This window comes from Streptomyces sp. NPDC059906 (assembly GCF_042730645.1).
In the GTDB taxonomy this organism is placed as follows: Bacteria; Actinomycetota; Actinomycetes; order Streptomycetales; family Streptomycetaceae; genus Streptomyces; species Streptomyces rubrogriseus.
Map to the genome: position 1 here is coordinate 13,666 of NZ_JBHWKU010000021.1, position 23,437 is coordinate 37,102.

Here is a 23,437-nt window from a genome sequence, read left to right on the forward strand (position 1 = left end):
CGGCGGGTCAGTCGAGCGCGTCCTCGATCGACGTCAGCGGCAGCGCGAACAGCATGCGGCCCGACTGGGACCAGACCTCGCCGGTCCGCTCCCAGTACGACATCGAGCCCGCCGGTCCGCTCCAGCACTGCTGCGAGCGGTCCGCGCCGCACTCCGCGGCCCGGGCGCCCTCCGTGTCCTGGCGCCACAGCGTCCCGCGCCCGTCCTGCCCGCCGGCCGCGCGCCCCAGGTACCAGTCGGACCGGGTCGCGCCGGGCGGCCGGTACGACAGCACGCCCCCGACCTCGGCCGCCCCGGTCTCGTACGCCTCGACCGCGTCCACGTGGCCGGCGGGGTCCGTGGCGGGCAGTCCGGTGCGGTCGGGATCCGTGGCCGTGCGCAGCGCGTAGCGCCACAGCCGGGTGGGCCGGTCGCCGTCCGCGGCCACGTGCTCCGTGGCCACCAGGCTGTCGGGGGTGGTGCCGCGGTCCAGGGAGATCGCGGCGGGGCGGGCCGCGCCGTCGGTGTCGGGCAGCCGGTAGGAGGCGATGGCGGGCAGTACGTACCGGTGGCCGCCCGCCGCCCAGCCGCCGGGCACCCGCCCGACGGCGTCCGCCGCGGTGGTGGCGCGCTGGACCCGCTCCACGTCGTACACGTACAGCGCGTCGCGGTCCCCGGCGGCCGTGGTGACCAGCAGTTTGTCCTGGTACCAGACCATGCCGGTGACGGGCGAGGCGAGTCCCCGGTAGTCGTGGCCGCCGTCGACCGGGACGGCGAGCAGCGCCGAGGTGTAGCCGAGCCGGCCGGGGTCGTCGGCGTCGACGAAGGAGACCCGGGCGAGGCCGCCCTGGGGCGTGCCGTCGTCGCGGGACCAGGCGGAGAGGATGACGCGGTGGGCGCCCCAGCGGCCGTCCTCGTCGGCGTCGCCCGAGGTGGTGACCGCGCCGGGGCGCCAGCCGTCGGTGTCGGCCTCGTCCCAGCAGTAGGCGCGGGTGGCGGCGGGGGAGACCGGCAGCGCCTCGCGCTCCCCGGCCGTGCAGTCGGCGCCGTCGCGCAGGGTGTGGTCGGCGGACTCGAGGACGGTGTCGACGCCCACCGGGTCGCCCATCGAGGCGGAGAGCCGGTCGAGCCAGGCCGCGGGCACCCGGTGCTCGGTCAGGCGCAGCGCGTCGGTCTCGGCGGCGGAGGTGAGGGGCTTGAGGGCGCCCGGGTCGTCGGCGACCGTGGCCTGCGAGGCGCTGATCAGTGTGGCGGCACCGGTCAGCGCGAGTGCGGCGCCGGTCAGGGCCGCGCGCAGCGCCCTGCCCCGTCTGCGCCGGCGGTGTCTGCCGCGCTGCTTCATCGAACCTCCACGGACGACGCCGGACCAACTGCGCTCGACGGTGGTCGCGTTGCCCGAGGAGCGGATGGGACGGTCCATCAAGGATGCTACGGCAGACGGACGGCCCGGCGGACGCGGACGATGCAAATATGCGGAATCAACCCGCCTTTAGGGCCATCCGGGGCGCCCCGGGCGCCGTCACGGCACCCCCGGCGCCCGTCACGGCACCCCCGGCGCCCCGTCACGGCACCCCCGGCGACACCCGCCGCCGGGCCACCGCCGGGGCCGTGGAGTGGGGGAGCAGGTCCCGGAGGTCGGCCGGGAGCAGGATCTCCACCTCCGCGTCCTCGCAGAAACGATACGGCCGGTGTTCCAGATGGGCCCCGAGGTACTTCCGCACCCGTGACATCTCGGCCCGTACCGTCACCGTGCGGGCCGGGTCGCCGAACATGTCCTCGGCCAGCCCGGCGGCGCTGCGGCCACCCCGGTGCACCGCCAGCAGGTACAGCAACTCCGCGTGCCGCGGACTCAGTTCCCGCGCCCAGTCCTCCGCGCCGCCCAGTACCCGTACCGACCAGCGGCGCGGCTGCGCGAGGTCCAGCACGATCCGGGTCGCGTCCTGCGGCACCGGCCCCGCCGCGGCCCGCACCAGCCAGCCCTCGGCCAGCGGCTCCACCGTGCACGCCCCGAACGCCGGCAGCCACCGGATCCCCGCCTCCGGCGACTTGGGCAGCACCACCCGGTCCAGGTAGGGCATCCCCGTCACGGCCGCCGTCCAGCCGTCCCGGTCCGTGACCAGCGCCCGCCCCTCCAGCCGGGCCAGCACCGGAGCCGCCACGGCCCGCAACCGGTCCAGCGAGCGCGTGTGCAGCTCCCGCAGCCGGGACTCGGCCAGCTTGGCCACCGAGTCGACCCAGGCGAGTGTCGCCGGGTGCATCGTCTCCAGCGGGCCGCTCACGTCGACCACGCCGAGCAGCCGCCCGCTGCGCGGGTCGGTGATCGGCGCCCCGGCGCAGGTCCAGGTCGCCTGCGACCGCACGAAGTGTTCGGAGGCGAAGACCTGTACGGGCCGCCGGGTCACCGCCGGCGTCCCCACGCCGTTGGTGCCGACCACTTCCTCGCGCCAGTCCGCCCCGAGTTCGAACCCGAGCCCGTCGGCCCGGCGCAGCACCCGCGCGCTGCCCTCGCGCCACAGCACCCGGCCGTCCTCGTCCGCGACCACCATGATGTGGTGGGCCACGTCCGCGACCGACAGCAGCGCCTCCCGCAGCACCGGCAGGACGTGCCGCAGCCGGGAGCACTCGCGCCGCCGCAGCACCTCCTGAGGCGTCAGCAGGCCGGACCGGAAGTCGTGCTCCGGATCGACGCCGCTGCGCAGCATCCGGTCCCAGGACTGCTCGATCACCGGACGCGGCGCCACCGGAGCCCGTCCGCCCGAGAGTCTCGCGGAGCGGACCTCGCTGAGCATCCGGGCCGCCCGCGCCGTGTCGGCGGCGGCCAACTGTGTCACGTCCATGGGCGAGAGCGCCACGGGACCTCGTCCTTCCGGAAGTCGAATATCCGTCTCATACCGACCGGTTGCCCACGCCCCGCGGGCACAGTCCGCACACAGCCGACCGCAAGTTGCAACCCCCTGCAACCCTGGTGGACGGCTTCGCGGGTGTCCAAACTTGAACCACGCCGTCCCGAGCGGCGTACGCGGCCTGAACGGGCCCGTGTGGCGGGGGTGGTGCCGTGTCGGCGCAGCACCACCCCCGCGCCACGCGGCCGGAATCAGACCACGGGCCGCGCCCGCTCCACCACCGCCGCCAGGTCCAGGGTCGGCGGCAGCGTGCCGAAGGCCGCGCCCCCGTCGCCGCCCAGCCGCGAGGCGCAGAACGCGTCGGCGACCTCCGGCGGCGCGTACCGCACCAGCAGCGCCCCCTGCAGCACCAGCGCCAGCCGCTCCGCCAGCAGCCGGGCCCGCCCCTCGGCCCCCGCCAGGTCGGCCAGCTCCGTCAGCAGCCCGCGGATCGCCGCGTCCAGCCGGTGATCGGCGCCGCGCGCCGCGCCCACCTCCGTCAGATACGCGTCCAGCGCCGCCGGTTCCCGGCCCAGCGCCCGCAGCACGTCCAGCGCCTGCACGTTCCCGGCGCCCTCCCAGAGCGAGTTCAGCGGCGACTCGCGCACCAGCCGGGGCAGGCCCGACTCCTCGACGTACCCGTTGCCGCCCAGGCACTCGGCCGCCTCCACCACCACCGGCGCGCACCGCTTGGTCACCCAGTACTTGGCCGCCGGTACCGCGAGCCGCAGCAGCGCCCGCTCCCGCTCGTCACCGCCCGCGGCGGCGTCGCAGGCCGCCGCGAGCCGCAGCCCGAGCGTCGTGGCCGCCTCCGACTCGACCGCGAGATCCGCGAGGACGTTGCGCATCAGCGGCTGGTCGGCCAGCTTCGCGCCGAACGCCTCGCGGTACCCGCAGTGGTGCACCGCCTGCGCCACCGCCTGGCGCATCAGGCCCGCCGAGCCCAGCACGCAGTCCAGCCGGGTCGCCGCCACCATGTCGATGATGGCGGGCACCCCGCGCCCCTCCGCGCCGACCCGGCGCGCCCACGTCCCGGCGAACTCGACCTCGGCGGAGGCGTTGGACCGGTTGCCCAGCTTGTCCTTGAGCCGCTGGACCAGGAACACGTTGCGGGTGCCGTCCGCCAGCACGCGCGGCACCAGGAAGCAGGTCAGCCCTCCCCCGTTGCCTTCGGCACGGGCGGTACCCCCAGGGGCCCGCGCCAGCACCAGGAAGCCGTCCGACATCGGCGCCGAGCAGAACCACTTGTGCCCGGTCAGCTCGTACGTCCCGTCCTCGGCCAGCGGCCGCGCCGACGTGCTGTTCGCGCGTACGTCGCTGCCGCCCTGCTTCTCCGTCATGCCCATCCCGAACAGCACCCCGGCCTTCAGGTGGGCGGGCCGCAGCTCCCGGTCGTAGACCCGGGAGGTCAGCCGGGGCTCCCACTCGGCGGCCAGTGCCGGGTCGGCGCGCAGGGCCGGCACCGCCGCGTGGGTCATCGACAGCGGACAGCAGTTGCCCGCGTCCACCTGGGTCCACATCAGGAACGCCGCCGCGCGCCGCACCTGCCCGCCCGGCCGCGACCAGGCGTCGGTCAGGCCCGCCGAGACGCCCTTGCCGAGCAGCCGGTGCCAGGCCGGGTGGAAGTCGACCTCGTCGACGCGGTGGCCGTAGCGGTCGTGGGTGCGCAGCACCGGCGGGTGCGCGTCGGCCTGCGCGCCCCACTCCTGGGTCTGCGACGACCCGCAGGCCCGGCCGAGCCCCGACAGCTCGGCGAGCGCCTCCTCGCGCGCCCCCGCCGCCAGCTGCCGCCCGACCGCCTCCGCCAGGGCACGGTCGGAGGTGAAGACGTCGTAGCCGGTCAGCGGCGGCGCCTGATTCGTCACGGTGTGGGTGCTGCCTGCCATGGACGTGAACCTACCGTGCCGGGGGCCCGTGCCGGGGCGGTACGCGATCACCGGGCGTCCGCGGACGAGCGCCGCCCTCCGCGCCGGATACCTTTAGGGCGTGCAGCCAGCAAGTGACTCTCCCGAACGGCCCTCGGGCCGGCTCCACCGTGCCCGGGTCCTGTACCGGAACGTCTCCAAACGCAGGACCGCCTGGCTGCTGCTGAAGGACACGGTCAACTCGTGCATGGAGTACCGCATCCTCGGCCTGGCCGCCGAGGCCGCCTTCTTCACCCTGCTCTCGGTGCCGCCCCTGCTGCTGAGCCTCCTCGGACTGCTGGGCTACGTCGACTCCTGGATCGGCGCCGACACCACCGAGAGCCTGCGCGACAACATCCTGGACGCCTCCCGCGCCGTGCTCTCCGAGAAGGGCGTCCGGCAGATCACCGAGCCGATCCTGGACGACGTGATGAAGGGCGGCCGGCCCGACGTCATCTCCATCGGCTTCCTCTTCGCCCTGTGGTCCGGGTCCCGCGCGGTGAACGTCTTCATCGACACCATCACCGTGATGTACGGCCTCGACGGCGTCCGGGGCATCGTCAGGACCCGCCTGATGGCCTTCCTCCTCTTCATCGTGGCCCTGCTGATCGGGTCGATCGCGCTGCCGCTGATGGTGGCGGGACCGGATGCCGTGGTGCGGGTCGTGCCCTGGTCGACGACGGTCGTACAGGTGCTGTACTGGCCGGTCGTCATCATCCTCTCCGTGGCCTTCCTGACCACGCTCTACCACGTGTCGGTGCCCGTGCGCTCGCCCTGGATCGAGGACGTCCCCGGCGCGCTCGTCGCCCTCGCCATGTGGGTGCTGGGCAGCTTCCTGCTGCGCATCTACCTCACCAGCACCGTCGAGGGCCCCACCATCTACGGCTCCCTCGCCGCGCCCGTCGCCGTGCTGCTGTGGATCGGGGTGTCCGCGTTCGCGGTGCTCGTCGGCGCCGCGGTCAACGCGGCCATCGACCGGGTGTGGCCGGCCGCCGCGACCGCCGCCGCCCGCGAGGCCAACGAGCGGCTGCGCCAGGCCCAGGTCGCCGACTACGTGGCCCGTACGACCGCGAACGGCGAGGGCGACCCCGACATGCCCTCCGAGTTCCCCGAGCGCTGGTCCCGCTTCCTGCCGCCCGAGGACGTCACCGCCCGGCTGCGCACCCACCCGAAGAGCGCGCCTCCCGCGAACCACACCCACAACCACAACCACGACAACGGCGACGACGCCTCCTGAGGGCAAGGAAAAGGGAAACACACGCCGCTTCATTCGAGGGCAATTTCTCGATAGCGGAAGAATGCGGCTTCCGGAAATCCGGCGAGCAAGATCACCTCTATGTCGCAGTGATCCACTCCTTGGGCGTTGTGTCCGCTTCCAGTGGTAGTGCCGCACTTCATTCACATACCACGCAAGTTTCCGTGAAGAAATCCTGGGCTGTCGGTGACTTTGCCGTGTAGCTGTTCGGGGCGGCTTGTGTACGATGCGTCACGCGTCAGGTATTTCCATCGCCAATTCGGAAGGCCCTTTTGTGGCCACAATGATTCCGAAGAAGGGAAATGTGTTGCTCAACAGAGGAATCCGCACGCAGGGGGCCCGGCTCACCACCCTGTCCGCCGCCCTGCTGGCCGGCGCCCTGGCGTCCAGCTCCGTCCCGGCTCATGCCACCGCAGGCGCCCCGGCCACCGAAGCGAAGCTGGACTTCGCCGTCCGTCTGACCATAGGCACCGACTACCGCGCGTGCTCGGGCGCCCTGGTGGACGCGCAGTGGGTGCTCACCGCGGCGAGCTGCTTCGCGGACGACCCCGCCCAGTCGGTCGCCGTCCCGGCCGGAAAGCCCGAGCGGCTCACCCGGGCCACCGTGGGCCGGGCCGACTCCGGCGTCGCCAACGGCTATGTGCGCGAGGTGGTCGAACTCGTCCCGCACCCGGACCGGGACATGGTTCTCGCCCGGCTGGACAAGGCCGTCCCCGACATCGCCCCGGTGCCCCTCGCGGCCGGCGCACCGGACGCCGGCGCACCACTCACGGCCGTCGGCTTCGGACGCACGAAGGACGAATGGGTGCCCGTCCAGCGTCACCAGGGCGCCTTCACGGTCACCTCGGTCACCGCCGACGCGGTCAACGTCACCGGTCAGGACGGCGACGCCGTGTGTGCCGGTGACACCGGCGGCCCGCTGCTCCAGAACAAGGACGGCGCCCTGGAGCTGGTGGGCGTCAACAGCCGCTCGATGCAGGGCGGCTGCTTCGGATCGGATGCGACCAGTACGGCCGCCGTCGCCGCGGCGAGCGACGTCGACTTCGTGCGGCAGACCGTCAACCGCGATCTCGGCACCGGCGATCTGAGCGACCTGGTGGCCTCCGCGGACTTCAACGCCGACGGCCGCGCCGACATCGCCGCCGTCCTGGCCGACGGATCCCTGCACGCCTTCTACAGCAAGCCCGACGGGACGCTGGAGTACGGGCGCGAACTGTGGAACGACAAGACCTGGGGCCCGATGGTGCAGATCATCGGCGGCGACTTCGACGACGACGGCAACGGCGACATCGCCGCGGTGCGAAGCGACGGCACCCTCAACCTGTACACGGGCACCCCCACCGGCATCCTCAACAAGAGCAAGCCGATGTGGCACGACACGTCCTGGAAGACGATCGAGCAGGTCTCCCGGTTCACCTTCGACGGCCGTGACGGTCTGATCGCCCAGTGGGGCAACGGCAACCTCTACGGCTACTACACCGGCGCCGACGGCGTGCTGACCGGCGAGAAGGTCAAGATGTGGCCGGACGCCACCTGGAGCAAGACCCGCCTCACCGGCACCGCCGACATCAACGCCGACGGCCGCGACGACCTGCTCGCGGTGCGGGACGACGGCAGCCTGAACTGGTACGCGGGCAATTCCTCGGGCGGCCTCGACCTCGCCCGCAAGCTGTGGCCGGACAACACCTGGTCCCCCATGAAGCGCATCGTCGGCGGCGACTTCAACGGCGACGGCAAGGGCGACGTCGCCGCCGTCGGCGGTCAGGGCACGCTGCTCCTGTACACCGGGACCGGCACCGGCACGCTGAACAAGGGCGTGGCCATGCGCCCCGCGCAGTAGGCCTTCCGCCCGGCCCGCCGTAGCTCCGGTCCTCCGGAGCTACGGCCCCCGTCCGGGCCCAGCGGCCCGGGGCTCAGCGGGCGGTCAGCTCGTGGCGTGCCCGGGCCGCCGCGCCCAGCGGCACGGCGTCGGTTCCCAGGGCCGCCCGCAGCAGCTTGACGGGGTGGCCGCTGATCGGCGGTTCGGCGGCGAGCGGCTCCCGGATCAGCGGTTCCAGCAGCGTCCAGGCGCCGCTGACGCCTCCTCCGATCACGACCGTGCCGATGTCGACGAGGCCGGCGGTCATCACGATCGCGCGAGCGATACCGGCGCCCGCCGCCGCGAACACGCCGTGGGCGTCGGCGTCCCCGTCCCGGGCCGCCCCGGCCATCTCGCGGGCCGTCAGCTCCCGCCCGGTGCGCTCGCCGTAGCGGGCCCGCAGCGAACGGGCCGAGGCCAGCGTCTCCAGGTGGCCGCGGCCGCCGCAGGTGCACGGCAGGTCGCCGAAGCCGGGGATGTGGCCGATCTCGCCGGCCGCACCGTGCGCCCCGGTGCGCAGCTCGCCCCCCGTCCACAACGCCCCGCCGACGCCGGTGCCCAGGGTCATGCCGAGGACGTCCTCCTCGTCCGCCGCCGCACCGCACGCGATCTCGCCGCGCAGGAACGCGTTGACGTCGTTGTCGAGGAAGGCGGGTACGCCCAGTGCGGTGCGCAGGGCGGCGGTCACCGGGAAACCGGCCCAGTCGGTGAACGAGTCGCTGGCCACCAGGATGTGACCGGAGGCCGCGTCGACCACTCCGGCCGCGCCCACCCCCACGGCGGCCAGCCGGCCGGGGGTGCGCGCCCGCACGACGGCGAGCGCGTCGAGTGTCGCGGCGATCATCGCCCGGCCGCCGGAACGGGCCGGAGTGGCCGTGTCCGCGCGGTCGAGCACCTTCAGTTCCTCGTCGCAGAGCACCACCTGGGTGGTGGTGCCGCCGATGTCGACCCCGGCGAAGACCGGGGTGTCGGGACCGCTCACCCCTGCTCCTCCGTCCGCCCGGCGGCGAGGGTCGCCAGCCGCTCGGCCCGGCGGCCGCGCTGCACGACGGGGTCGGGCACGGGCACCGCCGCCAGCAGACGGCGGGTGTAGTCGGTCTCCGGGTGCAGCAGGGTGGCCGACGTCAGGCCCTGCTCCTCGGCCCGCCCCGCCCGCATCACGACCACCCGGCGGGCGAACTGCTGCACGACGGCCAGGTCGTGGGAGACGAAGAGGCAGGCGAAGCCCAGCTCCTCCTGCAACTCGCCGATCACTTCGAGGACCGCCTGCTGCACGCTCACGTCCAGGGCGCTGGTGGGTTCGTCCGCCACCAGCAGGCGCGGTTCGAGGACCAGGGCGCGGGCGAGGCTCACGCGCTGGCGCTGGCCGCCGGACAGCTCGCGCGGCGCGCGCCGGGCCACCTCCCGCGGCAGCCGGACCCGGTCCAGCACGTCGGCGACCAGGGATTCCCGCTCCCTGCCGGACAGCTTCCGGCGGTGGATCCGCAGCGGTTCCGCGACACACTCGCCGACCGTCATGCGGGCGTCGAGCGAGGCGACCGGGTCCTGGAGGACGACGCCGATGCCGGCCCGCAGCGCACGCCGGGCCCGCGCGCGGGTGGCGGCCAGGTCGGCGCCGAAGAGGGTGACGGACCCGGCCGTGGGCGTGATCAGGCCGAGCGCCACCCGGGAGGCGGTGGACTTGCCGGAGCCCGACTCTCCCACCAGGCCGAGGGTCTCCCCGGGGTGGACGGCGAAGGAGACGCCCTTGAGGGCGTGCACCGCCTGCTTCCCGCGGCCGAAGACCACCGAGACATCCTTGAGTTCCACCGCGGCCTCTCCGCCGGGCCCGGCGCTCGACGCGGCGCCCGCCTCGTCCGCCCGCCGCTCGCCGGACGCACCCGACGTACCGGACGTACCAGACGTACCGGACGCACCGGGCTCGCCGGACGGGCTGGGCTCGCCGGACGGACCCGACGCCCCCGACGCACCGGACGCACCGGGCTCACCGGACTCGGCGACGGACAGGCGTGGTACGGCGGACAGCAGTCGCTTGGTGTAGTCGTGCGTCGGACGCAGCAGTACGTCCTCGACGGGCCCGGTCTCCACGATGGCGCCCTGGTACATCACCGCGACCCGGTCCGCGAAGTCCGCGACGACGCCCATGTTGTGGGTGACGAGCAGGACACCCGTGCCGGTCTCCGCGGCGAGCCGCCGCAGCAGGTCGAGGATCTCGGCCTGCACGGTCACGTCGAGCGCGGTGGTGGGCTCGTCGGCGATCAGCAGCGCCGGTTCGTTGGCGATGGCCATGGCGATGACGACGCGCTGGCGCTGGCCGCCGGAGAGCTGGAACGGGTAGGAGCGGGCCCGCTGCTCGGGCTCGGGGATGCCGACGCGGCGCAGCAGTTCGACGGCGCGCGCGGCGGCGTCCGCCGCGGAGATCCGCCGGTGGTTGCGGATCACCTCGGCGATCTGCTTGCCGACCCGGGTGAGCGGGTCGAGCGCGGTGGCCGGTTCCTGGAACACCATGGAGACGGTCGAGCCGCGCAGCCCCGACAGCTGCTCCTCGTCGGCGCCGACGATGTCGGTGCCGTCGACGACGGCCGTTCCGGTGGCCCGGGCGTTGCCGGCGAGCAGGCCCATGGCGGCCAGCGCGACGGTGGACTTGCCCGAGCCCGACTCGCCGACCAGGGCGAGCGTCTCACCGGGCGCGACGCTCAGGGACACGCCGCGCACGGCCTGCACCGTGCCGGTCTCCGTGGTGAAGACGACGCCCAGGTCGTCGAGGTCGAGGATGTGCCCGCCGGTGGCGGGAGCGGCCGGTGGTCGAACGGCGCTCATGCCCGCCCCCTCACGTCGAATGCGTCCCGGAGTCCGTCTCCGATCGCGTTGAACGCCCACACCACCAGGATGATGGCGAGGCCGGGTGGCACGATCAGCCACCAGTAGCCCGAGTAGGCCGCGGTCATGCCGGACGAGAGCATGCCGCCCCAGTCCGTGGACGGGGGCTGGACGCCCAGACCGAGGTAGGAGACGTAGGCCACCAGCAGGATCGCGTCGGCGATCTGGAAGGTGGCGGCCACGATGACGGTCGACACCGAGTTCGGCAGGATGTGCCGGATGATGGCGCGCGCGTGGGTGCCGCCGATCGCGCGCAGGGTGAGGACGAAGTCCCGGTTCTTCAGCGTCAGCGTCTCCGCCCGCACCAGGCGCGAGGGCACCAGCCAGGAGATGAGACCGAGGATGAGGACCAGGCCGGTCAGGTCCGGGGTGGTGATCGCGGAGACCACCAGCAGGATGAACAGGGCGGGGATGGCGATGCCCGCGTCCACCACACGCATCATGACCGCGTCGATCCAGCCGCCCGCGTAACCGGCCGCGGCCCCCCACAGGGTGCCGATGACCGTGGCCAGGACACCGGCCGACAGACCGACGATCAGGGACACCTTGCCGCCGTACATCAGCCGGCCCAGTTCGTCGTGGCCGACCGCGTCGGTGCCGAGCCAGTGGGCGCCGCTGGGGGACTGGTTGACCTGCTGGAGCAGGGTGTGCGTCTGGTCGGTGGTGTAGAGCAGCGGACCCACGAAGCAGAACAGCACGAAGAAGACCACGACCCCGAGCCCCACCACGGCGAGGCGGTTGCGCAGGAAGCGGCGGACCGCGAGCCGGGTGCCGGAGGCGGCGCGCTCGGGCTTGGCGGCGAGCCCGTCCAGGGAGGTGAGGGAGCTCATGACCGACCTGCCTTCACTCGGGGGTCGATGACGCGTTGCAGGACGTCGGCCAGCAGGGTGCCGGTCACGGTGGCGACCGAGATGACCAGGACGCAGCCCAGCAGCACGGGATAGTCGGAGGACTGGGCGGCGGTCCAGAACAGCAGGCCCATGCCCGGGTAGTTGAAGAGCTGCTCCACCACCAGCGCGCCGCCGAAGAGGACCGGTATGTAGTAGCCGAGCATGGCCACCACGGGGGTCAGCGAGTTGCGGAAGACGTGCCGGGTCAGGACGGCCCGGGGACGGGTGCCGCCGGCCCGCGCCGTGCGCACGTAGTCCTCGGTGAGGTTCTCCAGCGTGGCCGAGCGCATGTAGCGGCTGAAGACGGCGACCATCGTGGCCGCGCCGGCCACCACCGGCAGCACCAGCCCCTGGGGCTGCGAGAGGACGTCGGCGACGCTGTTGCCCTGGGGTGCCTGGGCCGGGAACCAGGGCAGGACCTGGCTGAAGACGAGGACCAGGATCAGTCCGAGGAAGTACACGGGGGTGGAGTAGGCGATGAAGCTGAGCGTGGTGATGACGTAGTCGACCGGCTTGTTGCGGCGGACGGCCTGCCACACGCCGAGCGGCACCGCGACCAGCAGGCCGACGACCGCCGAGAGCACGGTCAGCAGCAGGGTCTTCGGCAGCCTCTCGGTGATCAGCTGGGTGACGGGTTCGTTGAGGGTGTAGGACATGCCGAGATCGCCGTGGATCAGCTGGTTCAGGTAGTACACGTACTGAACCGGCAGCGGCTTGTCGAGCCCCTGCTCGTGGTTGAAGGCGGCGATCTGCTGGGCGGTGGCCTGGGGGCCGAGGATGCCGCGGGCGGGCCCCCCGGGCAGGGCGTGCAGCAGGCAGAACACCACGACGGTCACGAGGAGGACCACCGCCAGGGCCTGCAGGACCCGCCTGATCAGGAAGGAGTATGTGCTCATGGGTTTCCGGGTGACTGGGTGGGGACGGGACGGCTGCGGGTGAGCGGGGCGGGGTGCGGGCTCACTCGGTCCACGCCCACATGGCGGGATGGAAGTTGGCGAGGGAGTCCTGGGCGAATCCGCCGAGACCGTCCCTGATCACGGAGACCTGGTAGTCGGGCTCGGGAAGCCAGATCACGGGCAGGTCCTCGGCGAGCGCCTTGCTGTAGTCGAGCATGGCGTCGGAGGACGAGGAGGTGGTGGTGCGGTCGATCAGCCGGTCCACCTCGGGGTTGGAGTAGCTGCCGAAGTTGGAGCCGCCGCCGCTCGCGAAGAGCGCGTCACCGCTGGGGTAGGCGGGGAAGTACCAGCTGCCCGCGCTGCCGAAGAAGGAGAGCTGCCACTTGCAGGCGGGGTCGTCCTCCTTGCACTGTCCGGTCTGCGAGAGGACCGAGTTGACCGGTGCGGTCTTGATGTCGAAGTCGATGCCGGTCTCCTCGAAGGAGGACTGCAGGGCGCTCATCATGTTGTCCGTCTCCGTGGAGCCGGACTGGGCGAGCACCCGCATCTTGAACTCGGTGCCCTTCTCGACGCCCTCGCCGCACTGCCCCTCGCCCGCGCCCGGTGAGGTGCACACCATCGTGCCGTCCTTCATGGTCCAGCCGTGGTCCGTCAGCAGCTTGCGCGCCTTGGAGTTGGAGAACGGGTACGGCTGCGCCTTCTGCTCGTCCGAGAGGAAGGGGGACGCCTGCCCCTGCGGGACGGGACCGTAGGTGGGTACGGCGGTGCCGTTGTAGAGCACCTTGGACAGCGTCTTCTGGTCGACGGACATCTGGATGGCCTGCCGTGCGTACAGCTGCCGGAAGACCGCGCCCATCTCGGGGTTGTTGAAGTTGTACGGCATGTAGGTGACGGCCCAGCCGGACCACCGCTCGACGTGGTAGCCGAGGTCCGTGAAGGACTTCTTGATCCCGAGGTCGGAGGCCCTGATGTAGCCGTAGTCGACCGTGCCCGCCCGCAGGGCGTTCTCCTCGGCGGCCACGGTGGTGAAGGACAGCAGGTTGATCTGCTCGACGTGGGCCGCGCCCCCGCCGTCGTACTTCTCGTTCTCGACCAGCTCGACCCGGCCGGAGGTGGAGAAGGACTTGATCCGGTACGGCCCGCTGACCGTCTTCCACAGCGGGTCGCTCGCGTAGTGGGAGATCTTCTTGCCCGCGTCGATCAGGTACGTCCACACCTTCTCGGCGCCGGCCGGGGTGCGGTCGAGGTCGGAGACGGGCCCGGAGTCGCTGGTCTTGTCCCACACGTGCTGCGGCATCACGCGGATCATGCTCAGCTCGTTGGCGAGCATCCACTGCTGGTTGTAGGCGCGGTCGAAGTCGAGCGTGAAGTGCCGGTCGTCGATGGTCCTGAAGGACGACCAGACGTCCGGGGCCTTGCCCGGGCTGTAGCTGGCCCACGACTTCTTGTTCTCCCTGACCAGGTTGAACCAGAACTCGACGTCCCGTGAGGTGATCGGCTCACCGTCGCTCCAGTGACGGTCGCCGAGGGTGATGGTGACGCTCTTGTCGTCCGCGGCGAACTTCGCGTCCGTCGCCAGCGAGTTGTCCTTGTTCCAGCCGATCTCGCCGGTGGAGCCGTCGTAGGCGATCAGCGGCTCCCACAGCACCTGGGATATGGAGGCGTTGTTCGTGTTGAGGTGCCCCGGTGTCCCGATCGGCACGATCCAGTTCGGGGTGAAGTTCGCCGGGAGGGCGTAGTTGATCTCGTTCTTCGAGCCGGAGGGGGCGGACACGCCGCCCGTGCAGCCGCTGAGCAGCACGCCCACGGCCGCGCATGCGCCGACGACGAGCGCCCGGCGCCGGCGTGGCGCTGTGCGAGCAGGGGACATGTATCTCCTCCAGGTGAGTGGCCTGGAGGTAGCTAACGCCTGACTCGGTGCCCTGCACAAACAAAGTTGCGTAACAACTAAGTATCTCCGTTTCTGAAAAAAGTCCGGGCCCTGTCGTATCCGGGAATTACTGCACTGATCGCCATTCACGGGACGGCGTTTCAGGCGTACTGTCTGCATCGGACCGACGATGGGGAAGTAAGCACGTACATGAATGAAATAAGTACGCCCGGCCGGCGGGCGGCGGGCACCTCGGCACTGGCGGCGCGAGCCCTCGAACTCATCGCCTCGGGCCGGGCGACCTCCCGGGCCCAGCTCGCCGAGCTGCTCGGCGCCGCGGCCTCCAGTGTCTCGGTGGCCGTGGCCCAGCTGGTCGAGCACGGCCTCGTCGCCGAGGAGGGGACCCAGTCCTCCACCGGCGGACGTCCGCGCAAGGTGCTCAGACTCGGCGGCCAGGACGAGTTCGCCGTCGCCGCCGACCTGGGCGGCAGCCACGCCCGGGTCGGCGTGGTCCTGCCCGGCGGCGAGCTGCGCGACGTCTCCACCGTGCCGCTGGTGATCGCCGAGGGCCCGCAGGCGGCCCTCTCCCGGCTCGCCGCCACCCTGGAAGAGCTGGTCGAGCACCACGGCCGGGGACGGCTGCGCGGTGTCGGTCTCTCCCTGCCCGGTCCGGTGGACACCGCGACGGGCAGCGTCGTACAGCCCTCCCGGATGCCGGGCTGGAACCGCTTCCCCGTCGAGTCCTGGCTCCGGGAGCGCTTCGCGGTACCCGCCGTCGCCGACAACGACGCCAACTGCATGGCCGTCGGCGAGCACATCGCCCGCAAGGGACGCCACCAGCAGGTGATCATGGTGAAGACCGGCACCGCGATCGGCGCCGCCGCCCTAGTCGACGGCCGGCTCTACCGGGGCGGCACGGGCGCGGCCGGGGAGATCACCCACATCCGCATCGCCCGCGGCGACCACGTGCCGTGCTCCTGCGGCAACACCGACTGCCTGGAGACGGTCGCCTCGGGCGCCGCCCTGGTGCGGGTGCTGCGGGACGAGGGGGTGGACGTCACCAGCGCCAAGGACGTGGTGCGGCTGGCCACCGACGCGCACCCGGAGGCCAACCGGGCGGTGCGCAGGGCCGGGGACTACCTCGGCCAGGTGCTCGCCGCGAACGTCAACTTCTTCAACCCGGACGCCGTCTACCTGGGCGGCATCCTCTCCACCGTCGAACCGTTCGTCGCCGCCGTCCGCAGCCAGCTCTACGAGAGCTGCCACCCGCTGGTCACCGAGCACCTCGCCATCGAACGTGCCGTCCTCGGCCGCGACGCGGGTCTGGTCGGCGCCGGGCTGTTCGCCCTCCAGCGGGCGCTGGGGCAGGCCCTGCGCCAGGTCGGCGGCGCGCAGCTGGACCCGGACCGGTTCCAGACCCCCTCACCCTGAGCCAACCCCACCCGCACCACCACCCGCACGAACGAGGAGCCATGTCCCACCCCAGCACCCCCACCTCGACCCCCGCCCCCTCCCGCCGCCCCGTCGTCGCCATCGCCGGCCTCGGCATCGAGTCGTCCACCTTCTCGCCCGCCCGCACCCAGGCGCCCGCCTTCCACCCCTCCCGCGGCCAGGACGTACTGGACCGCTACCCCTTCCTCGCCGTCGGCGAGGAACTGCGCGAGGCGGCCGACTGGCACGGCGCGCTGGTCGGCAAGTCGCTGCCCGGCGGCACCGTCACCGCCGCGGCCTGGGAGGAACTCACCGGGGAACTCCTCACCCGGCTCGCCGCCCTGCCCCCGCTGGACGGCCTCTGGTTCGACATCCACGGAGCCATGACCGTCGAGGGCGTCGACGACGCCGAGGCCCTGCTCCTTGAGAAGGTGCGCGCGGTCGTCGGCGACGACGTGACCGTCTCCACCTCCATGGACCTGCACGGCAACGTCTCCCGCGCCCTCGTCCACCGCAGCGACCTGATCACCTGCTACCGGATGGCCCCGCACGAGGACCACATGGAGACCAAGGAACGCGCCGTCCGCAACCTGCTCACCCACCTCGCCTCGGGCGCCCCCCGCCCGCTGAAGGCCTGGGTGCCGGTGCCCGTCCTGCTCGCCGGTGAGCAGACCTCCACCCGGATCGAGCCCGCGAAGAGCGTCTACGGGGCCGTTCCCGGGGTGGAGGCGGCGGAAGGCGTGATCGACGCGGCGATCTGGGTCGGCTACGCCTGGGCCGACGAACCCCGCAACCGGGCCGCGGTCGTCGTCACCGGGCACGACGAGCAGGCAGTGTCCGCGGGCGCCGAGCGGCTGGCCCGCGGCTTCTGGGAGGCCCGCCACGACTTCGACTTCGTCGCCCCCACCGGCACCTTCGACGACATCCTGGACGAGGCCCTGGCCGGCGAGCGGCGCCCGTACTACGTCAGCGACACCGGCGACAACCCGACCGCGGGCGGCGCCGGCGACGTGACCTGGGGCCTGGCACGCCTGCTCGCCCGCCCCGAGTTCCAGAAGGAGGACGGGCCGACCGTCCTGTACGCCTCGGTGCCCGGCCCCGAGGCCGTCCGGCAGGCCGCCGCGGCGGGCGTCGGCGCCACGGTGACGGTGACGGCGGGCGCCGAGGTCGACGACCGGCACGCCGGACCCGTCACCCTCACCGGAGTCGTGCACGCCGTCCGGCTCGGCGACCGCGACGCCCGCACCGAGGTGGTCGTCCGCGTCGGCAGCGCCTACGTGATCCTCACCGAGCTGCGCAAGCCCTACCACCACGAGCACGACTTCACCGACCTGGACCTCGACCCGCGCGGCGCCGACATCGTCGTCGTGAAGATCGGCTACCTGGAACCCGAGCTGTTCGCGATGGCCGCCGACTGGAAGATGGCGCTCACCCCGGGCGGCGTCGACCAGGACCTCGTACGCCTCGGCCACCGCCGCATCCGCCGGCCCATGTTCCCCTTCGACCCCGCCATGGCCGACCCGGACCTGTCCGCCCGCCTGATCCCGGCCGCCGACCAGCCGCTGACCGGGGCCGACGAATGAGCCCCCACCCCAGCCTCGAGATCGCCGTCGTCTCCCCGGCCGGCGCCCGTACCGCCCGCGAGAACGGGGCGGACCGCGTCGAACTGTGCACCGGACTCGAACTGGGCGGCCTGACCCCCTCGACCGCGACGGTCGAGGCGGCCGTCGAGTCCGGGCCGCCCGTCCACGTCCTCGTCCGCTGCCGCCCCGGCGACTTCGTGTACGACGCCGAGGAGGTCGCCCTGATGACCGCCGAGGTGCGCACCGCCCTGCGCGCCGGGGCCCGCGGCGTCGTCGTCGGAGCACTGACCCCGGACGGCGCCCTCGACACGGACGCCCTCGCCGCGCTCGCCGGCGCCGCGCGGGACACCGACCCCGCCGCACAGGTCACGCTCCACCGGGCCGTGGACCAGGCGAGCGACCCGGTGGCCGCCGTCGCGGCGCTGCCGGGGCTCGGCATCACCCGCGTCCTGACCTCCGGCGGCGCGCCCACCGCGATCGAGGGGAGCGCCGTCCTGGCCGCGATGGCCGCGGCGAACCCCGGGCTCGACGTGGCCGCCGGGGGCGGAGTGCGGCCCGGTGACATCCCCGGCCTGCTCGCGGCGGGCGCCGGCTCGGTGCACCTGTCCGCCAAGTCGCGGGCGGCGCCCCGGCGCGCGGCAGGCTGGGTCCCCCTCGGCGCGGGCGGCACCTCCGCCGCCGACGACACCCACTTCGTCACCGACGGCACGGTCGTCGCGGCGGCCAGGAGAGCGCTCGACGCGGCCGTCGCACGGAGCGAGGAGGTCCGGGGCACCCCTCGGTGACGTCCCGCGGGCCGAACCGGGACACTGGCCCCGTGGACGCACTCGCCGGACTGCTGGAGGGCCCTCGGGCCCGTGGCGCCTTCATGATCCGCGCCTGTTTCGACCCGCCCTGGGCGGTGCGCGTGGAGGACCGGGCGCCGCTGACCGTGATGCTGATGGTCCGCGGCGACGCCTGGATCGTGCCGGACACGGGGGAGCGGCTGCGGCTGCGGGCCGGGGACCTGGCCGTCGCGCGCGGCCCCGACCCGTACGTCTGCGCCGACGACCCCGGCACCGCACCGCAGGCGGTGATCCTGCCGGGCGGCGCGTGCAGCTACCCCGACGGACGGCCCCTCAACGGCTCGATGGACCTCGGCGTACGCACCTGGGGCGACCGCGCCGACGGCGAGGCGGTCCTCCTGATCGGCACCTACCTCGTCCGTGGCGAGATCGGCGGCCGGCTCCTCGACGCGCTGCCCCCGCTGCTGTCCCTTACCTCCGAGGGCTGGGACAACCCGCTCACACCCCTGCTGATGACGGAGGTGACGCGGGACGAGCCGGGCCAGGAGGTGGTCCTGGACCGGCTCCTGGACCTGCTGGTCATCGCCGCGCTGCGGGCCTGGTTCGCCGGTCCGTCGGCCGAGGCCCCCGCGTGGTACCGGGCCCTGGGCGACCCGGTCGTCGGCCGGGCACTGCGGCTGCTCCAGGACGACCCGGCGCACCCGTGGACGGTCGCGTCGCTCGCCGCCAAGACCGGCGTCTCGCGCGCCGCGCTCGCCCGCCGCTTCACCGACCTGGTCGGCGAACCGCCCATGGCGTACCTCACCGGCTGGCGCCTCGCCCTGGCCGCCGACCGGCTGCGGGACGGCGAGGACACCCTCGGCGCGATCGCCCGCCGGGTCGGCTACGGGAGCGCGTTCGCGCTGTCCGCGGCGTTCAAGCGGGAGTACGGGGTCAGCCCGCAGGAGTACCGGACCTGAGCGGGGGCCCGGCTCCGGTGCGGGGCCGGTGCCGGCCAGGGGGTGCGCTGCCCGGCGGTGCGGGGTGCCGCTGCGCCCACCCGTGCCGCCCCAGCGGCACGACTGCCCGCAGCTACGGCGATTGCCCGCAGCTGGGGCGGCTGCCCGCGGCTGGGGCGGCGTAACCTGGCACGCGTGTACGTGGAGCGGGTGTCCCGGTTGACCGGGGCGATGGTGTGGACCAACACCCCGGCCGGGTCCGGCCCCGGGCGCATCCTGCCCGACGGCTGCATGGATCTGCTCTGGCACGACGGACGGCTGCTGGTCGCGGGCCCCGACACCCACGCCTACGTGACCGAGGGCGCCCCGGGCCCCTGGGCCGGCGTCCGCTTCTACCCCGGCACCGCGCCCGCCCTCCTCGGCGTCCCCGCCGACGCACTGCGCGACCGGCGCGTCCACCTCTCCGACCTCTGGCCCGCCGCCCGCGCACGGCACCTCACCGCCCGGGTGAACGCGGCCCCCGACCCGGCGACCGGCCTGGAGGACGCCGCGCTGTCCCGCGCCGCCGAGACCGGGCCGCCCGACCCGCTGCTGGTCCGGATCGTCGCCGCCCTCGACGCGGGCCGCCCGGTCGCCGCCACCGCCGACGCCCTCGGCATCGGAGCCCGCACGCTGCACCGCCGCTCGCTGGCCGCCTTCGGCTACGGCCCCAAGACGCTGGCCCGCGTACGGCGACTGCAACGGGCCCTCACCCTGGCCAGGGACGGCACACCCCTCGCCGAGACGGCCGCCCTGACCGGCTACGCGGACCAGGCCCATCTGGCGCGCGACGTGCGCGAGTTGGCGGGTGCGACCCCCGGTGAGCTGCTGCGTGGCTAGGCCGTCGGACCTTGCGTCCGGCTGACCACCTACGGGGCGTCCGGCTCCGTCTCCATGAGCCGGCGCACCTCGGCCGTGTGGGTCATGCCCATCGGGTAGGGCATCGCCCGTGCCAGGTCGTCCGCACGTGTCAGCGCATGCCGGGCGGCCTCGCCGTCGCCGAGCCGGAACAGGGCGAGGGCCAGGACCGTTCGTGCGTCCACCTCCGCGATGCGCTCGCCCGTGCGGGCGGCCCGGTCGACCTCCGCACCGGCCAGCCGCCGCGCCGATTCCGCCCTGCCGCGGTGCAGCTCCGCCCAGGCCGCGAGCACCGGCACGTCCCGCTCGTGGCCTTCCAGGGCGCGCTGCGCGTGGTCCGGGAGCCCTTCACGCAGGGAGAGTTCGGTGCGGGCCGCCCGCACCTCGTGGCCCGCCTGCCGGTCCACGAGTCCTGGCGACGACTGCGCCCGGTCCAGCAGGGCGGTGGCGTCCCGGGCGCCCCCGGTGCGCATCCGGACCAGTGCGAGGGCCGCCAGGGTGTACGGAAGGCACCAGGCGTCGTCTTGCTGGGCGCCCGCCACCGCGGCCTCGGCGAGCGTGCGCGCGGTGTCGAACTCCTCCAGCAGCAGCCACAGTTCGGCAAGATTGGCTTGTTCGAAGGCGGCCCCGGCCAGGTCGCCCGACTGCTCGACGAGATCGAGGGCCCGCTGCCCGGTGGTTACGGCCGCACGCAGCCGGCCGCTCCGCCGCTCATTCTCCCGCAGGGTCGAGAGCACCGAGCCGAGCAGGGTCGGGTCCCCGTAGGCCTCGGCCGGGGCCAGCGCCAGGTCGGCCGCCTCGCGGGCCTCGTCCAGCCGCCCGCTGAGCCCGAGGACGCTGGCCCGCAGCGAGTGGACCCGGGCCAACAGCCCCTCCCCCGGCTTCCCTGGTACCCGCAGTGCGGCGGCCAGGGCCCGCCCGGCGGCCGGCTGGGCGTCCTCGTAACGCCCCTGGATGCGGCACAGCACCGCCTGGGCCAAGTAGTGGCCGGCGGCCGGTTCCGGTGGGGTGTCCGCTGTCACCGGGTGCGCGGCCAGCACCTGCCGGCCGGCGTCGGGCAGGCCGCTGCGGCCCAGGGTGTCGGCGAGCCAGGCGGCGGTGAGCACGACGTCCTCGTGGTCGCCGCGTCGGACGAACTCCTCGAGTGCGAGGCGCAGTACCTCGGCCGCCTGGGCGAAGTTGCCCATGCGGCGCAGCACCTGGCTGTGGGCGAGGCGGGCGCGGGCGGCGTCCACGTCCAGCCGCGCGACCAGGTCGCGGTAGTAGCGGTCGGCGGTGTCGTTGGCGAAGAGCGCGGCGGCCCGGGCGGCGGCGCGGCGCAGATACTCGGCGGCGCGCGGGTCGTCGGCGCGCGTGAAGTGGGAGGCGAGGGTGTCCACGGCGTCGGGGCGGCGGTGGAGGACCGCCTGCGCGAACGCGCCGTGCAACTGCCTGCGGCGGACGCCGGAGAGCGTCTCGTAGCAGGTGAGGCGGACCAGCGGGTGGCGAAAGGTCAGCCCCGCCTCGTGCTGCCCGCCCACCACGATGTCCCGCTCCTCGATGAGCGAGGCGGCCATGGCCCGTTCCAGCGCGTCGGTGGCGGCGCCCCCGGTGACGGCGGGGTGCAGCCCGTGCGCGGCGACGTCGAGCAGTTCTGACAACGATGTCTCGGGCCCGGCCACGGACAGCGCCTCGACGATTCTCCGGGCGTCGTGGTCGAGCCGCGCCAGTCGGTCCGTGACCAGCTGCCGCACCCCGTCCGGTGCCACGGTGCCGGCGCCCTCGGCCATCCCGTGGGCCAGCTCGACGGCGAACAGCGGGTTGCCGAGGGACAGTTCCCAGACTCTGGCCGGGGTGTCCGAGGCGCGGGCGGCCGTGACCTCCACCGTGTCGCGCACGACGGCGAGGCATGCCGCCCGGTCCAGGCGCGGCACGTCCTCGCGGGTGGCCAGGCCCTGGCGGAACAGAGAGGACAGGCCGGTGCGGCGCGGATCGCCGTCGGGTATCTCCTCCTCGCGGTACGTGACGAGGAAACGCTGGCCGTCCGCCTGCGCCGCCCGCCGGGACAGGTGGCTCAGCAGCTGGAAGGAGCCCAGGTCCGCCGCGTGGAGGTCGTCGAGCACGACCAGCACCGGTTGCACGGAGGCCAGCTCGCCGAGCAGGCCCGCCGTGGCGCGGAAGAGGCGGTCCCGCTCCTCCTCGGGACTGCGCTCGGAGCCCGCCCGCACCCGGCCCAGAGCGGGCAGGAACGCGGCCAGTTCCGGGTACTCCCCGCCGACGCGGGCGCGTTCCGCCTCGTCGTGCTCGGCCAGCCAGCCGTCCAGGGCCTCGGCGAAGGCCCCGTACGGGGTGTGTCCTTCCGCGTCGTGGCCGCCGCCCCACAGGACGGCGGTGCCGAGCGTCGCCGCCTGCCGGGCCACCTCGGCGACCAGCCGGGTCTTGCCGACCCCGGCCTCACCGGTGAGTACCGTGACGACGGCGGAGCCGTCCGTCGCGAGCAGCCGGCCGAGCACGGCCTCGCGCCCGCGCAACGGGGTGGCGGCCGGGGCCCGCAGAGAGGTGGGGAGCGAAGGTGCGGACGGGAGCCGGACGGGCGGTGCCGCCGCCAGCGCGGCCCGGTGCAGGCGCTCGGTCTCCGGGCCCGGTCGCACACCCAGCTCCGCGGCGAGCGCGGACCGGCAGGCGTGGTACTGCCGTACCGCGCGCCGCCGCAGTCCCTTCCGGGTGAACGCGTCGACGAGCACCTGGTGTGCCAGCTCCTCGGCCGGGCTCGTCGCGAGCACCTGCTCGGCGACGGCGACCGCCTCGTCGGCCGCGCCCGCCTCCAGGTGGGCCGAGGCGAGCCCCAGGAGCAGCTTCTCCCTGAGCGCGGCCAGCTCGGAGCGGCGGACCTCGGCCCAGTCGGCGTAGCGGTCCTCGGGCAGCAGTTCACCGGAGAACAGCTCCAGCGCCCGGGCGATCGCGTCCGGGTCGCCGGCGGTCAGGGCGGCCTGCGCGGCTTCCTGCGCGTGGTCCGCGTCGATCCACACCGTATGGGGATCGAGGGAGAGCAGGGCCCCGTTCGAGACGAGGTAGGAGGACGCTGCGCGCGGGGCCAGCTCGGGTTCCAGGGCCCGGCGTGCGGCGTGCAGGGCGACGCGCAGACTGCCCTGGGCGGCCTGCGCGTCGGTGTCCGGCCAGCAGACCTCCATGAGCTGCTCACGATGGAGCCGGTGCCCGGGGGACACCGCCAGCAGCTTCACCAGCGCCTGGGCGGTCGTTCTCGGCCACCGCGCGACGGGCTCGGGCCCGCCGTCACGGGTGACGTCGAAGCCACCGAGAAGGCGTATGAGGAGCAGTGGTGCTGCCGGGTCGTTGCCCGCTGTCTGGCGCGCGTTCATGAGGGCGCCACTGTAACCGGACACGTCGAG

General features: G+C 73.7%; 16 protein-coding genes. 7 read left to right on the plus strand and 9 right to left on the minus strand.

Annotation, left to right across the window (positions count from 1 at the left end; translation table 11 throughout):
* Positions 1 to 7: 7 nt before the first annotated feature.
* The 3 genes from ACFV9J_RS27455 to ACFV9J_RS27465 form a co-directional block, all read right to left on the minus strand.
* Positions 8 to 1,321, minus strand: coding sequence for a hypothetical protein (locus ACFV9J_RS27455; protein WP_385358457.1), 1,314 nt, complete (start codon positions 1,319 to 1,321; stop codon positions 8 to 10).
* Between the two features lie 220 nt (positions 1,322 to 1,541).
* Entirely contained in the window at positions 1,542 to 2,831 is a 1,290-nt protein-coding gene (locus tag ACFV9J_RS27460) for a GAF domain-containing protein (protein WP_385358226.1), read from the minus strand.
* Positions 2,832 to 3,073: 242 nt separating this feature from the next.
* Positions 3,074 to 4,747 carry an acyl-CoA dehydrogenase family protein gene (locus ACFV9J_RS27465; RefSeq protein ID WP_385358229.1) on the minus strand — a complete coding sequence of 558 codons (1,674 nt, stop codon included), beginning with the start codon at positions 4,745 to 4,747 and terminating at the stop codon, positions 3,074 to 3,076.
* 100 nt (positions 4,748 to 4,847) lie between these two features.
* On the opposite strand from ACFV9J_RS27465, the gene ACFV9J_RS27470 reads away from it, so the two are divergent.
* Positions 4,848 to 6,002 (plus strand): YihY/virulence factor BrkB family protein, encoded by a 1,155-nt coding sequence (locus tag ACFV9J_RS27470; RefSeq protein WP_385358231.1) that lies wholly within the window; start codon positions 4,848 to 4,850, stop codon positions 6,000 to 6,002.
* Between the two features lie 325 nt (positions 6,003 to 6,327).
* Positions 6,328 to 7,860 carry a trypsin-like serine protease gene (locus ACFV9J_RS27475; RefSeq protein WP_385358233.1) on the plus strand — a complete coding sequence of 511 codons (1,533 nt, stop codon included), beginning with the start codon at positions 6,328 to 6,330 and terminating at the stop codon, positions 7,858 to 7,860.
* Positions 7,861 to 7,933: 73 nt separating this feature from the next.
* Here the strand turns inward: ACFV9J_RS27475 and ACFV9J_RS27480 are convergent, their stop codons facing one another.
* The 5 genes from ACFV9J_RS27480 to ACFV9J_RS27500 form a co-directional block, all read right to left on the minus strand.
* Positions 7,934 to 8,860 (minus strand): ROK family protein, encoded by a 927-nt coding sequence (locus ACFV9J_RS27480; RefSeq protein ID WP_385358235.1) that lies wholly within the window; start codon positions 8,858 to 8,860, stop codon positions 7,934 to 7,936.
* Positions 8,857 to 10,698, minus strand: a complete 1,842-nt coding sequence (locus tag ACFV9J_RS27485; RefSeq protein WP_385358237.1) for a dipeptide ABC transporter ATP-binding protein — start codon at positions 10,696 to 10,698, stop codon at positions 8,857 to 8,859. The genes ACFV9J_RS27480 and ACFV9J_RS27485 overlap by 4 nt, the downstream gene beginning before the upstream one ends.
* A complete protein-coding gene (locus ACFV9J_RS27490; protein ID WP_109029671.1) occupies positions 10,695 to 11,588 on the minus strand; it encodes an ABC transporter permease in 894 nt (297 codons plus the stop codon). Before ACFV9J_RS27490 ends, ACFV9J_RS27485 begins: the two co-directional genes overlap by 4 nt.
* Positions 11,585 to 12,544, minus strand: coding sequence for an ABC transporter permease (locus ACFV9J_RS27495; protein ID WP_385358239.1), 960 nt, complete (start codon positions 12,542 to 12,544; stop codon positions 11,585 to 11,587). Before ACFV9J_RS27495 ends, ACFV9J_RS27490 begins: the two co-directional genes overlap by 4 nt.
* Before the next feature lie 61 nt (positions 12,545 to 12,605).
* Positions 12,606 to 14,414 (minus strand): peptide ABC transporter substrate-binding protein, encoded by a 1,809-nt coding sequence (locus tag ACFV9J_RS27500; RefSeq protein WP_385358241.1) that lies wholly within the window; start codon positions 14,412 to 14,414, stop codon positions 12,606 to 12,608.
* Positions 14,415 to 14,624: 210 nt separating this feature from the next.
* Between ACFV9J_RS27500 and ACFV9J_RS27505 the strand changes: the two genes are divergently transcribed.
* From ACFV9J_RS27505 to ACFV9J_RS27525, 5 genes are all read left to right on the plus strand, one after another.
* Entirely contained in the window at positions 14,625 to 15,845 is a 1,221-nt protein-coding gene (locus ACFV9J_RS27505; RefSeq protein WP_385358244.1) for an ROK family protein, read from the plus strand.
* Positions 15,846 to 15,886: 41 nt separating this feature from the next.
* Positions 15,887 to 17,428, plus strand: a complete 1,542-nt coding sequence (locus tag ACFV9J_RS27510; RefSeq protein ID WP_385358246.1) for a M81 family metallopeptidase — start codon at positions 15,887 to 15,889, stop codon at positions 17,426 to 17,428.
* Positions 17,425 to 18,213 (plus strand): copper homeostasis protein CutC, encoded by a 789-nt coding sequence (locus ACFV9J_RS27515; RefSeq protein WP_385358248.1) that lies wholly within the window; start codon positions 17,425 to 17,427, stop codon positions 18,211 to 18,213. Before ACFV9J_RS27510 ends, ACFV9J_RS27515 begins: the two co-directional genes overlap by 4 nt.
* Positions 18,214 to 18,245: 32 nt before the next feature.
* Entirely contained in the window at positions 18,246 to 19,172 is a 927-nt protein-coding gene (locus ACFV9J_RS27520; protein ID WP_385358250.1) for an AraC family transcriptional regulator, read from the plus strand.
* A gap of 174 nt (positions 19,173 to 19,346) precedes the next feature.
* Positions 19,347 to 20,030, plus strand: coding sequence for a helix-turn-helix domain-containing protein (locus ACFV9J_RS27525; protein ID WP_385358252.1), 684 nt, complete (start codon positions 19,347 to 19,349; stop codon positions 20,028 to 20,030).
* Positions 20,031 to 20,059: 29 nt separating this feature from the next.
* Here the strand turns inward: ACFV9J_RS27525 and ACFV9J_RS27530 are convergent, their stop codons facing one another.
* On the minus strand, positions 20,060 to 23,407 hold the full coding sequence (locus ACFV9J_RS27530; RefSeq protein ID WP_385358255.1) for an ATP-binding protein: 3,348 nt from the start codon (positions 23,405 to 23,407) through the stop codon (positions 20,060 to 20,062).
* Between the last annotated feature and the right edge of the window lie 30 nt (positions 23,408 to 23,437).

Coding starts and splice junctions, on each gene's coding strand:
- ACFV9J_RS27455 (WP_385358457.1), bottom strand. CDS start 1,321: ATGAAGCAGCGCGGCAGACACCGCCGGCGCAGACGGGGCAGGGCGCTG.
- ACFV9J_RS27465 (WP_385358229.1), bottom strand. CDS start 4,747: ATGGCAGGCAGCACCCACACCGTGACGAATCAGGCGCCGCCGCTGACC.
- ACFV9J_RS27485 (WP_385358237.1), bottom strand. CDS start 10,698: ATGAGCGCCGTTCGACCACCGGCCGCTCCCGCCACCGGCGGGCACATC.
- ACFV9J_RS27490 (WP_109029671.1), bottom strand. CDS start 11,588: ATGAGCTCCCTCACCTCCCTGGACGGGCTCGCCGCCAAGCCCGAGCGC.
- ACFV9J_RS27495 (WP_385358239.1), bottom strand. CDS start 12,544: ATGAGCACATACTCCTTCCTGATCAGGCGGGTCCTGCAGGCCCTGGCG.
- ACFV9J_RS27500 (WP_385358241.1), bottom strand. CDS start 14,414: ATGTCCCCTGCTCGCACAGCGCCACGCCGGCGCCGGGCGCTCGTCGTC.
- ACFV9J_RS27505 (WP_385358244.1), top strand. CDS start 14,625: ATGAATGAAATAAGTACGCCCGGCCGGCGGGCGGCGGGCACCTCGGCA.
- ACFV9J_RS27510 (WP_385358246.1), top strand. CDS start 15,887: ATGTCCCACCCCAGCACCCCCACCTCGACCCCCGCCCCCTCCCGCCGC.
- ACFV9J_RS27515 (WP_385358248.1), top strand. CDS start 17,425: ATGAGCCCCCACCCCAGCCTCGAGATCGCCGTCGTCTCCCCGGCCGGC.
- ACFV9J_RS27530 (WP_385358255.1), bottom strand. CDS start 23,407: ATGAACGCGCGCCAGACAGCGGGCAACGACCCGGCAGCACCACTGCTC.